This window comes from Noviherbaspirillum denitrificans, assembly GCF_002211445.1.
Classification (GTDB): Bacteria; Pseudomonadota; Gammaproteobacteria; order Burkholderiales; family Burkholderiaceae_D; genus Noviherbaspirillum; species Noviherbaspirillum denitrificans.
In genome coordinates, this window is sequence record NZ_LSTO01000002.1 from 103,165 (window position 1) to 114,725 (window position 11,561).

10 protein-coding genes and 1 pseudogene are annotated in these 11,561 nt (G+C 59.3%); 8 read left to right on the top strand and 3 right to left on the bottom strand.

Annotation, left to right across the window (positions count from 1 at the left end; all coding sequences use genetic code 11):
* From AYR66_RS24035 to AYR66_RS24045, 3 genes are all read left to right on the top strand, one after another.
* A partial coding sequence (locus AYR66_RS24035; RefSeq protein ID WP_272938375.1) for a pilus assembly protein occupies positions 1-991 on the top strand: 991 nt, incomplete at its 5' end.
* Between the two features lie 113 nt (positions 992-1,104).
* On the top strand, positions 1,105-1,611 hold the full coding sequence (locus AYR66_RS24040) for an energy transducer TonB (protein ID WP_088710102.1): 507 nt from the start codon (positions 1,105-1,107) through the stop codon (positions 1,609-1,611).
* A 279-nt stretch (positions 1,612-1,890) separates the two neighbouring features.
* Positions 1,891-4,863, top strand: a complete 2,973-nt coding sequence (locus tag AYR66_RS24045; RefSeq protein ID WP_088710103.1) for a Tn3 family transposase — start codon at positions 1,891-1,893, stop codon at positions 4,861-4,863.
* Positions 4,864-5,335: 472 nt separating this feature from the next.
* On the opposite strand, the pseudogene AYR66_RS24050 reads toward AYR66_RS24045, so the two are convergent.
* Positions 5,336-5,500 (bottom strand): annotated as a pseudogene (locus tag AYR66_RS24050) (helix-turn-helix domain-containing protein); the annotation flags it as partial.
* Positions 5,501-5,696: 196 nt separating this feature from the next.
* Between AYR66_RS24050 and AYR66_RS24055 the strand changes: the two are divergent.
* On the top strand, positions 5,697-5,972 hold the full coding sequence (locus AYR66_RS24055; protein ID WP_088710104.1) for a cupin domain-containing protein: 276 nt from the start codon (positions 5,697-5,699) through the stop codon (positions 5,970-5,972).
* 5 nt (positions 5,973-5,977) lie between these two features.
* Here the strand turns inward: AYR66_RS24055 and AYR66_RS24060 are convergent, their stop codons facing one another.
* Together AYR66_RS24060 and AYR66_RS28550 are read right to left on the bottom strand one after the other, a co-directional pair.
* Complete coding sequence (locus AYR66_RS24060) at positions 5,978-7,162, bottom strand: polysaccharide pyruvyl transferase family protein (RefSeq protein WP_234815069.1); 1,185 nt, start codon at positions 7,160-7,162, stop codon at positions 5,978-5,980.
* A gap of 145 nt (positions 7,163-7,307) precedes the next feature.
* Complete coding sequence (locus tag AYR66_RS28550; protein ID WP_141104305.1) at positions 7,308-7,517, bottom strand: hypothetical protein; 210 nt, start codon at positions 7,515-7,517, stop codon at positions 7,308-7,310.
* A 199-nt stretch (positions 7,518-7,716) separates the two neighbouring features.
* On the opposite strand from AYR66_RS28550, the gene AYR66_RS24065 reads away from it, so the two are divergent.
* From AYR66_RS24065 to AYR66_RS24080, 4 genes are all read left to right on the top strand, one after another.
* Positions 7,717-8,154, top strand: a complete 438-nt coding sequence (locus AYR66_RS24065) for a universal stress protein (protein WP_088710105.1) — start codon at positions 7,717-7,719, stop codon at positions 8,152-8,154.
* Between the two features lie 181 nt (positions 8,155-8,335).
* Positions 8,336-10,357 (top strand): ribonucleoside triphosphate reductase, encoded by a 2,022-nt coding sequence (locus tag AYR66_RS24070; protein WP_088710106.1) that lies wholly within the window; start codon positions 8,336-8,338, stop codon positions 10,355-10,357.
* 30 nt (positions 10,358-10,387) lie between these two features.
* Positions 10,388-10,582 carry an anaerobic ribonucleoside-triphosphate reductase gene (nrdD, locus tag AYR66_RS24075; protein WP_088710245.1) on the top strand — a complete coding sequence of 65 codons (195 nt, stop codon included), beginning with the start codon at positions 10,388-10,390 and terminating at the stop codon, positions 10,580-10,582.
* 22 nt (positions 10,583-10,604) lie between these two features.
* On the top strand, positions 10,605-11,288 hold the full coding sequence (locus AYR66_RS24080) for an anaerobic ribonucleoside-triphosphate reductase activating protein (protein WP_234815082.1): 684 nt from the start codon (positions 10,605-10,607) through the stop codon (positions 11,286-11,288).
* Positions 11,289-11,561: the final 273 nt, after the last annotated feature.

The following is an 11,561-nucleotide window of genomic DNA, read 5'->3' on the forward strand; positions in this document are numbered from 1 at the left end:
GAGCTTCACAGCCGACACCAACAACAACGTCGGCTACAGCTATGGCACGCCGTATGTGGCCAAGCTTGCCAATGGCACCTGGGTGGCGATCGTCACATCGGGCTACAACAATATCCCGGAAGGCAGCAAGTACCCGGCTGCGGACGGAAAGGGCTATATTTTTGTACTCAACCTGGCGGATGGAAGCGTACTCAAGACCATCTCCACCAACGTCGGCTCCACCGGCAATCCGAGCGGCCTGGCCCGGATCAATGTCAAGGTGGTCGACTTCAGCGTGGACAATACAGCGGTTGCCTCTTATGGCGGCGACCTGTTGGGCAACATGTGGCGCTTCGATCTGGAGGCGGGCACTGCCACCAAACTGGCGGCTTTTGGCTCGAGCAAGCCGATCATGGCCGCGCCCGAAATCGCCGAGGTGGATGGAAAGAAAGCCGTGTATTTCGGTACCGGGCGTTACCTCGGCGAGGATGATTTGAGCGACGGGAGCGTCCAAACCATTTACGGGATCAAGGACGACGGCACGACTACTGTGACCAGTACGGCGCAACTCGTCCAGCAAACCGTCTCCACTTCCGGAACGATACGTAACATCACCACGAATGCGGTAGATTGGGCCTCCAAATACGGTTGGTATGTCGATCTTCCCGATACAGGCGAACGGATAACTATCGACCCGCAGCTCTACTTTGGAACGCTGGTCTTTGCCAGCACGGTGCCTACCGCATCGGCATGCCAGCCCGGAGGCTATAGCTGGCTATATCAGATTGATTTCCAGACCGGCGGCAATGTGAAGTCGGATGCCGCAGCTGGGACCAAGTTCACCTCGCCGATCGTCGGATTGACCGTGTCCAAGCTCCCGACCGGAACGCCGGTGATCTATCCGATTAGCGCGGACGGCAAGATACCGACCCCGACTGAACTGGAAATTGCGCCCAGCAGCAGTACCATGGGAACGAAACGGGTGTTGTGGCGCGAACTGTTTAACGATTGATTCGCGGTCCCTTGGAAATTCGGCAGCGTCACCTGCTCGCATTGCTGCTGTCTGTGGGGGTACATGTTGGCCTGAGCTTGGTGATCGGTACAAGAGGCGGGGGCACAGGCGGCATGACGTCGGACCTGAGGATACCGACAAAGGGGCTGGCGGTACATCTGGTCAAGTCGGAAAGTGCCGGGTTGCCTTCCTTGCCGCCATCGGCAGGTACCGATGAGCCTATGGATGCCTCCCCGGCTTATCCTCCGATTGCCGCACCGGTTGCACAGCGGTCGACTGACGTACTTCCCATGCTTCCAATCCACGGGCAGGCCGAGGTGCGTTATTTCCAATTGGGAGAACTGACGCAAGAGCCGCTGGTCTCGCATGGTCTGATCGGTGACAAGCTCCTTGTTGTAGCCGGCATCTCACCCCAATCAGCCACTGTGCAGGTATCAATCGACGATCAGGGACATGTCGTGCGGGTGATCCTTGAGGACTCGCAGCTGTCCGACGAAGAGAAACATCTGGTGATCGATGCGTTTTTGAAAGTGAAATTCCATCCAGGGAAGATCGGGCGCATTCCGGTAAGTAGCCAAATGAGGATGGAGATCATGCTGGAGAGCGAGGTGAAACTGTGAGCGTCTTTTTGGCCGCAGCATCACTTCAAGCCGAACCCTACCACAGGGCGCAAACTTAATGGTGATGTTTTGTTTGTGGTTCGAACCAGCTGTGGACCACGCGCCTGATATGTATTGCCCAGCCAACTACTTCCGATCAATTTGCCGAACACGACGCCAATTTATTGTCGAGCCGTGTGCGGCATATGTATGGTGGCACGGCACGTTGCGTGCTTGCATCAAGCCAACTTTTAAGGCAATGTGACCGGCGGTCGATCGTGACCTTACACCCGGCGCACCATGACTCAAGTCCATGAAACCGCATACCCTCGTCTCAAGCTCGACATTAGCGCGCAGGAGCTGAATTCGATCTACACGCCCAGGCGAGCCGAACTGGAATTCGTCACCGACCAGTATCGCCAGATCCCCAAGCGGGTCTTCATGCTCGTGCAGTTGAAGCTGCTGCAGCGGCTGGGCTACTTCGTGCCGCTGGCCAGCGTCCCCCCACCGATCTTCGCACATATTTGCGAACGCGCCGGCTGGCGCACACCGAACAAGACAGCCATCAAGCGCTACGATCAGTCCGGCAGCAAGTCGGTACGGCAGCAGGCGCTGCGCGACTTCGTCGGTATCCAGGTGATGGACGAAACCGCAGAGCGCTGGATCAAGCAGCAGGCGATGCAGGCAGCGCAAACCAAGCAGGAGCTGCCCGACATCATCAATGTGCTGATCGAGGAGTTGGTGCAGCGGCGCTTCGAGCTGCCAGGTTTTACTTATCTGTTTCGCCTGGCGCGCGAGTCCCGCGCTGCAGTCAACGACCGGATCTACAGGAGCGTCGCTGGCAACCTAACTGCCGATGTAATCGAGCGACTGGATCAACTGCTGCGACCAGGATCCGGCCAAAGCGAGTGGGATAGTCTGAAACGGGAGCCGAAACAGCCCAACGTGCGCGAAGTGACCGATTTCCTGAAGCACATCGACACCATGCTGGCGCTTGCAGAAGGCTTGCCGTCGACCGTCGATATCCCGGCAATCAAGCGCGAATACCTGACGCTTGAGGCGCGCGCCCTGGATGTGGCCGAGATGCGGCAGCTCAAGCCGCTCAAGCGTTATACGCTGGCCATCCTGCTGGTCCAGACGCAGCTGGAAAAGGCCATGGACGACGTCGCCGAGATTTTCATCAAGGCGGTGCGCGGCCTGCACAACTCTGCCGAGGAACGCCTGCGTCAATACCATTTGCAGCAAGCCGGGCAGGTCGAACGGTTGATCGGTCAGTTCCGCGAAGTATTGACGGTATTGAGCACGGACGGCTCCGAGGTCGAGCGGGTGGCGCGCGTCGAAGCATCGCTCGACGGTAACCTGGATAGATGGATCACCGAGTGCGACGAGCACATGGCCTATGCCGGGAAAAATTACTATCCGTTCATGCTGAACAACTATCCGGGAAAGCGCAGCCTGTTGTTCAAGTGCCTGGAGGCGGTGACGTTACGCTCCAGCTCGCAGGATGGAAGCCTGCTCGACGCCGTGACCGTTATTCAGCGCTACCGGTCCAGCCACAAGGAACATCTCGACACCGAAGAAAGTGGCATCGCGGCACTGCAGCTCGACTGGATGACCGACAAGTGGCGCACACTGGTGTTCGGCCGCCACGCCAGCGCAGCGCCAGCATCGGCTCATCGCAAGTATTTCGAGCTGGCTGTCCTGACGGCCGTCATGGACGATCTGAAGTCGGGCGATCTGTACGTTGAGCACAGCGGCTTGCATGACGACTGGCGCAATCACCTGGTCACTTGGGAAGAGTACGAGCAGGAGGCTGAGAACTACGGGGAGCTGGTCGACCTGCCGGTGGAGCCACACGCCTTTGTGGCGCAACTGCGGGCGGAATTGGCGGAATTGTTGCGCGACGTAGACCGTCGCTTTCCGGAGAATGGATCGGTCGACATCGACGACACCGGTCTGATCATTCGGCGCCTTGAGCGTCCGAAGCCGCCACCTGAGCTGGAGACCACCGACCATTTTCTGACGTCGGAAATGGAGCCGGTCAGCATCCTCGATGTGCTGACCGAGACAGAGAAATGGCTCGACCTGCACCGGTTGTTTGGTCCGCTGTCCGGCTTCGAGTCAAAGGTCGACGATCCGCGCAAGCGCTTCATCACGACCTTGTTCTGCTATGGCTGCAATTTGGGACCGACGCAAACGGCACGCTCGGTCAAGGGGCTGAGCCGCAAGCAAGTCGCCTGGCTCAACCTTAAGCATGTCACCGAACAGCGCCTGGACAAGGCGATTGCCCGAGTGGTGAACGCGTATAACCGGTTCGCGTTGCCGCGCTACTGGGGCTCCGGCAAGAGTGCATCGGCCGACGGCACGAAGTGGAACCTCTACGAGCAGAATCTGCTATCCGAGTACCACATCCGGTACGGCGGCTATGGCGGCATTGGGTACTACCATGTCTCCGACAAGTACATAGCACTGTTTTCGCACTTCATCCCGTGTGGCGTGTACGAGGCGGTCTATATCCTGGATGGGCTGATCAACAACCTATCGGACATCCAACCAGACACCTTGCACGGCGACACGCAGGCGCAGAGCACGCCAGTGTTCGGCCTGGCATACCTGCTGGGTATCGAGCTGATGCCGCGAATTCGAAACATCAAGGATTTGACTTTCTTCAAAGCCAACCGGGACGACCAGTTCGACCACATCGGTAGCCTATTCCGTGGAACGATCGACTGGGAACTGATTCGCCGGCACCTGAAGGATATGTTGCGTGTGGTGATCTCGATCACGGCCGGCAAGGTCGCGCCGTCGACGATTCTACGCCGGCTCGGCACGGCCAGCCGCAAGAACAAGTTGTATTATGCGTTCCGCGAACTAGGGAGGGTGCTGCGCACGCGCTTCCTGTTGAAATACATCAACGATGCCGAATTGCGCCGGACCATCCATGCGGCCACCAACAAGAGCGAAGAATTCAACGACTTCGTGAAGTGGTCATTCTTCGGAGGCGATGGCATCATTGCCGAGAATATCCGTCATGAGCAACGCAAGGTAATCAAGTACAACCACTTGGTGGCCAACATGATCATTCTGCACAACGTGCAAAAGATGACCAGGCTGCTTAAGCGCCTTCAAGAAAAGGGGTTCGTGCTGACGGAAGAGGTGCTGAAGGGATTGGCACCATATCGGCGCAGTCACATCAATCGATTCGGTGAATATATGCTGGATCTGGAGCGGCCGGCACAGCCGATGGAGCACAAAACGGAATTCGGCATTTAAATCATAGAGTTACCTATGATATTGCGAAAAAAACTGTAATCTCGGCCGACCCTCTAGACAAGTGCGCGGCCTTGGGCAAGGGTGAGCGAACTGTTTTCGAGGCGTCTCTCGAACTCCCGGCGCAGCAGTCGGGAGACGTCGGCGATCAGGAATCCGACGCTGTCTTGGGGGATTTGCATAGAACCATAATTTAGTAAGCCTTGCTTATTATATGTAGACCATGCTGTCTGGATCAAGGCCGGAGGGCGACATTTACATTAGCCGACTCTATGGCACTTGTTTCAGCCAGATTCAGATGTCCGCCTGCCGGCAAAGTTGAAATATCCGCTTTTGGGGGGGAGGTTTTAAGTTTTTAGGTTTTAAGGGTGTTAAACCGTAACGCAGCCGCGACAGCGGAACGCCCGTTCAAACTGAATTCCTTAACGCTTCACCAACCTTTGTTTGTTGCGCAGCGTCGATTGCGACTTGCAGGACCATCGTCCCGATACCGGCTTACCATCCGCCGCACTTGGCGTGTCGTCAGCCCAAGCCGCTGGGCTGCCTGCATTGGCTTCAGGTTCCGGTCTACGACCGCCTGGATGACCTTTAACCGGTCGATCTCGCGCATGCTCATGGTAATCGTCTCGTTCTTAGCCATGGCCGGACTCCCTGGTGAGGAGTTCAAATCATGGCGGGTTTTTACACCAAGAAAACGGACATTTCTATTTGGCTAAAAGCGGACATTTCTATTTGGATTCTACAGCACTTATTCGCATAATTTGCGTTATGTAAAATTAGATAAACGCTTTCTTGGCCCCCATTGCTATACTTCACGCTTTCCTGAGGATTCACCCATGTCCCACGTTCCCGCAGCACTGCTCGCCCTGGGCAAACTCACTAACGAAGCCGGCGACGTAACTGTCGCCACGCGCGAAAACATCAGCACGCCACTGCACACGCATCCCACCACAAATTACGTTACGGTAACCGAAGGCATCCTGTACCTGACGCTGGACGGCGTGGAACAGGCAGTCCGTCCCGGCGATTGGTGCACCATCCCTGCAAACGCCGAACATGCCGAGCGTTTTGTGGAAAAGACTTCGGTCGTCGTTTTCTGGATCAAGAGATAACGGCACTACACGCCAAACAATTGCCGTGTCGCAAGCCGGTAGCTCTCGGCAAGTTGCAGCGCCATTTTGCGCAACAAACGGACATCGACAGCCAATGCCGCCGCCAAAGCCCGCGCAAGGCCGTTGGGCTCCGCGACTTCGGCCTGCTCTTCCCATGTAGCCACATAGGCCGCCACCTTGCTGCCTCGCACGTCGTGCACAAGACTGACACGCGGGAGTCCGAAGGCCGTCGCCACAATCCTGCCATGCAGGCTGCTGCCGGCATATCCGCGGCTGGCGGCAATCAAGGCGCAAATATCCCACACATCGAGGGAGGCAAACACCCTAGCTGCCCGCTTCATCTGTCGTGCGGCTCGCTCCAGGCAGCCAATCTCGTCATGCCAGGGGGCCGCACCGGCCCGGAAGAAAACCACGCCCAGACCGGTAGCGCCTGCGACGGCATCGAGCTGGCTTCCAATAGTCGATACAGCGGCGGCGTCGCTGAAGTCCACGCTGAACTGCACCGCGAGATAGCCTTGCGGGAAGGCTGTACGCGCCTGCGCCACTTCGCCGCCGTCAGCCCGGCCGCGAATGAGATCGCCAAACAGTTCCGCAACCATGACGGCAGAATCGGGCATGAGCGAGCAGGCAATGCCGGCGGCGCGCAGATGCGCTTCGGTCAAGTGGTCGCGCACGCCGACCGCATCCGCCTCGCGCAGCTTGTCGAATACCTCGCCACGGAAATCGTTATCTCGCCTGTCGAGTTCGACGCCGCCGACAGCGTTATAGATAACCGACGTGGCGCAGGGGAACATAGATCGCATCACTGAATACGGTGCATACCCTGCCATGCCCACCCGCTTTCGTGCCCATTCCCGCGCCTCGGCGGAATGCATTACGAAGCGCGTCATGATTTCGCCCGCCTCCGCCGGAGGCAGCGTCATCACACCCGCTTCCCAGGCGTCACAGGTCAGTATTTCTCCACCTACATGGACGATGTGGACTGGCGCATCCTGCCAGCTTGCCGCAAGACCGGCAATCGCTTGGACATCGTGCCCGCCGAACGGACGCAGGTCGCTTGCAGCGAGCCCGGCAAAGACAGGTTTTTCCGGCGACAGCAACTTGATGGCGATATGCGGAAACAGCAGGTCGCCGAAGTTATGCCGGTCGAATGCGCCGAACAGAATGGTGGATGGAGAATCAGAAGTCACGCATGCATGATAATCCCGGCACGGTCAGGCAAACCGCCGCCGTACCGAGAGGCGGCGCATCGCAGCCGGAACCAGGCTCCGCAAGCGCTGCTGCCGCCGCAGGTGCAAGCGCAGGAAACGATGGCGGCTGTACATGTTCCCTCCTTCAGCGTGACGAGGGAGCGGGACAGGGGGTGCCTTCCACGCAATCGGGCCACCACCGTTCTACATAGGTCTCGGGGCGCAACTTTGTATTCGCGCCGTTCCCGGCTTGCGGCGATATCCCCGGTTCGCCGCCGCCTCCGCCGCACGCCGCAAGGATGAATGCCAGCGGCACGCCGATGCGGCTTGCCTTCGTGCCGGACAATAGGACCATGGCGACCTCCTGCAACGTAAATGAGCACGAGTCTATCGTTAGTCAATTGATAATCATTGAGCGCACACAAACCCGGGATCCACCGGCAGCGATTGCCTCCCGTTGCTCTTTGATCAGGATCAAGGACGCTTTCTGCTATGAAACCTAGGATGAATCCAGCGCTTTCCGCGCGTCTCCTCCTTTCTTATCGAGAGTCACCATGTTCAAGACGATCCTGGTCCCAACCGACGGCTCCCCGCTGTCCGACAAGGCGATCGACGCCGCCATTACCTTTGCCAAGGGCGCAGGCAGCAAGGTGGTGGGGATTTCCGTATCCGAGCCCCGCGACTATGCCAACCTGTCGGACGGTGTGAGCGTCTCCGACTCCAGCCAGGCCTTCATCGACCGCTGCTCGGTCGCGCAAGGAAACGTGGACAAGATCGCCGCCGCGGCGAAGGCTGCGGGCGTCGCCTGCGAAACCGTGACCGCGCGCTCGGTCCATCCGTACGAGGAAATCATCCGGACCGCCGCCGACTACCAGTGCGACGTCATCTTCATGGCCTCGCATGGACGCTCGGGTTTGAGTGCCCTCTTCGTCGGCAGCGAAACCCAGAAGGTGCTGAGCCATTCCACGATCCCGGTGCTGGTTTTCCGCTGATCTCCCGTTGATGCATGCGTCCGCCCTGCGGACGCATTGAAAAGCTGTCCACACGAGCGGAGATGCCCCGGCTTATTCCAGATCAAGTTATTCAAAAAAAGCATCCCTGCGCGTTGAGCGCACTAGATTTAGTCTCTAACATCTCGAACACCACAAGATATTGTGTTCCTTTGGAGACTAGATGACACCCCGCGCCATTACCTTCCTGACGCACATCGTCAAACGCGACGGCACCGTCAAGCCGTTCGATCCGAACAAGATCCTCTCCGCCCTGCTCCGCGCGGGCCAGGCCACGGGTGAATACGGCCACGAGGAAGCCGAGGCGCTCACGCTGCAGGCAGTCATGCAGCGCATCCAGCTCAACAGCAACACCGCACCTCACATCGAGCAGATCCAGGATGTGGTGGAATCCGTCCTGTTCGACGCCGGCTACCGCAAGACGCTGCGCGCCTATGTAATCTACCGCGAGCAGCACAAGAAGCTGCGCAGCGACCGCAAGACCCTGGTCGATGTCGAATCCTCGATCAACGAATACCTGCAGCAGCTCGACTGGCGCGTCAACGCCAACGCCAACCAGGGCTACTCGCTCGGCGGCCTGATCCTGAACGTCTCCGGCAAGGTCATCGCCAACTACTGGCTCAACCACGTCTATCCGCCGGAAGTCGGCGAAGCGCACCGCTGCGCGGACATCCACATCCACGACCTCGACATGCTGGCCGGCTACTGCGCCGGCTGGTCGCTGCGCACGCTGCTCAACGAAGGCTTGAACGGCGTGCCCGGCAAGGTCGAATCCGGCCCGCCGAAGCACATGTCCAGCGCCGTCGGCCAGATCGTGAACTTCCTCGGCACGCTGCAGAACGAATGGGCGGGCGCGCAGGCATTCAGCTCCTTCGATACCTACATGGCCGCCTTCGTGCGCAAGGACAAGCTGTCCTACGAACAGGTCCGGCAGTATGTGCAGGAGCTGATCTACAACCTGAATGTTCCCTCGCGCTGGGGCACGCAGACGCCGTTCACCAACCTGACCTTCGACTGGGTATGCCCGGAAGACCTGCGCGAGCAGGTGCCGGTCATCGGCGGCAAGGAAATGGATTTCACCTACGGCGAGCTACAGGCCGAGATGGACATGATCAACCGCGCCTACATCGAAGTGATGATGGCCGGCGATGCCAAGGGCCGCGTGTTCACCTTCCCGATCCCGACCTACAACATCACCGAGGATTTCGACTGGAACAGCCCGAATGCGGAACTGCTGTTCGAGATGACGGCGCGCTACGGCCTGCCCTACTTCCAGAACTTCCTGAATTCGGAACTCAAGCCGAACATGATCCGCTCGATGTGCTGCCGCCTGCAGCTCGACCTGCGCGAGCTGCTCAAGCGCGGCAATGGCCTGTTCGGCTCCGCGGAGCAAACCGGGTCGCTCGGTGTGGTGACGATCAACTGCGCGCGCCTCGGCTACCAGTACCGCGGCGACGAGGGAGCACTGTTCGCCCGCGTCGACGATTTGCTCGAACTCGGCAAAGCCAGCCTGGAAATCAAGCGCAAGGTGATCCAGCGTCACATGGACAACGGCCTGTTCCCGTACACCAAGCGCTATCTCGGTACGCTGCGCAACCACTTCTCGACGCTGGGCGTGAATGGCATCAACGAGATGATCCGCAACTTCAGCGGCGACCAGCACGACATCACCACCGAATGGGGTAGCGCCCTCGCGGTGCGCCTGCTCGACCATATCCGCGGCCGCATGCTGGAGTTCCAGGACCAGACCGGCAACATGTACAACCTCGAAGCGACGCCGGCGGAGGGCACGACCTACCGCTTCGCCAAGGAAGACCGCAAGCGCTACCCGGACATCCTGCAGGCCGGCACGCCCGACATGCCCTACTACACCAACTCCTCGCAACTGCCGGTCGGCTTCACCGACGACCCGTTCGAGGCGCTGGAACGCCAGGAGGAACTGCAACGCAAATACACCGGCGGCACCGTGCTCCACCTCTACATGAACGAACCCGTGTCGAGCCCGGACGCCTGCCGCACGCTGGTCAAGCGCGCCCTCAGCCGCTTCCGCCTGCCGTACATCACCGTCTCGCCCACCTTCTCGATCTGCCCGAAGCACGGCTATCTCAGCGGCAGCCATCAGTTCTGCCCGAAGTGCGACGCGGACGTCATCGAACGGAAGAAGCGCGAAATGGAGGCACAGTAAATGACCATCGATACCATCAAGGAGACCAACATGACCGATCTCAGCAACCAGAAGGCCCTCGAAACCCGCCAGATCATCCTGACCGACGCGGAACGGCAGCCCTGCGAGATCTGGACCCGGGTGATGGGTTATCACCGTCCCCTGTCCTCATTCAATATCGGAAAAAAGGGAGAATTCCATGAGCGCAAGTACTTTGACGAACAGTGCGCGAACCTTGGCAGCTGAATCGCCGCAACGCACGCTGAAGGTGGGCGGCGTCACGCCGTTCACCGCCACCGACTATCCCGGCAAGCTTGCCGCGGTGGTGTTCGTCCAGGGCTGTCCGTGGTCCTGCGGCTACTGCCACAACCCGCACCTGCAGATGCGCCTGCAGAAGAGCCCGCTGCAGTGGAGCAAGGTGCTCGGCCTGCTCGAAAAGCGCGCCGGACTGATCGACGCCGTCGTCTTCAGCGGCGGCGAGCCGACGCTCGATCCCGCGCTGGGCAACGCGATCAAGGATGTGCGCAAGCTGGGATTCGAAGTCGGCCTGCATACCGGCGGCTCCTATCCGCAGCGCCTGACGGAACTCCTGCCCCTGGTCGACTGGGTGGCGCTCGACGTCAAGGCACCATTCGCGCAGTATGAGAAGGTGACCGGCATTTCGGACAGCGGGTTGCAGGCACAGGCTTGCGCCGAGGCTGTGCTGGCCAGCGGAATCAGCCATGAGTTCCGCACGACGGTGCATCCGTCGCTGCTGGCGGAGGAAGAAATCCTCGATATCGCCCGCATGCTGGCTGGAATGGGTGTGAAGAACTATGCGCTGCAGAGCTTCCGCGCGCAGGGGTGCCGGACCAAGGAATTGAAGGCAACCGCAGTCGCCGGCTATCCGAGCGAAGGACTGGTGCAGCAGGTATCGGGGATGTTCGAGAAGTTCAGCTACCGTCCTGCGTAGCTAAAGAATCGTAGGGTGGGTAGAGCGAAATCGAAACCCACCATACGCTCTAGAGATGCCGATTGGTGGGTTTCGCTTCGCTCTACCTCGGCGGCCCCACCCACCCTACCCTTTTTCTCCGAACTGCCTGACTCAATGCCCGCCGAGCAGTGGATCAACGAGTAGGGCATCGAGCAAGCGCGAAAACGCCATCCACGGATCCGCGTCCTGCACACGGACCGGATCCTCCGTTACCGTCCCGTCATCCCGGTGCAGATGACGCGGAAATCCCGC

What these genes read in the sequence shown, in the direction of transcription:
- AYR66_RS24040 (WP_088710102.1), top strand. Translation starts at nt 1,105, where the DNA reads ATGACGTCGGACCTGAGGATACCGACAAAGGGGCTGGCGGTACATCTG.
- AYR66_RS24045 (WP_088710103.1), top strand. Translation starts at nt 1,891, where the DNA reads ATGACTCAAGTCCATGAAACCGCATACCCTCGTCTCAAGCTCGACATT.
- AYR66_RS24055 (WP_088710104.1), top strand. Translation starts at nt 5,697, where the DNA reads ATGTCCCACGTTCCCGCAGCACTGCTCGCCCTGGGCAAACTCACTAAC.
- AYR66_RS28550 (WP_141104305.1), bottom strand. Translation starts at nt 7,517, where the DNA reads ATGGTCCTATTGTCCGGCACGAAGGCAAGCCGCATCGGCGTGCCGCTG.
- AYR66_RS24065 (WP_088710105.1), top strand. Translation starts at nt 7,717, where the DNA reads ATGTTCAAGACGATCCTGGTCCCAACCGACGGCTCCCCGCTGTCCGAC.
- AYR66_RS24070 (WP_088710106.1), top strand. Translation starts at nt 8,336, where the DNA reads ATGACACCCCGCGCCATTACCTTCCTGACGCACATCGTCAAACGCGAC.
- nrdD (WP_088710245.1), top strand. Translation starts at nt 10,388, where the DNA reads ATGACCGATCTCAGCAACCAGAAGGCCCTCGAAACCCGCCAGATCATC.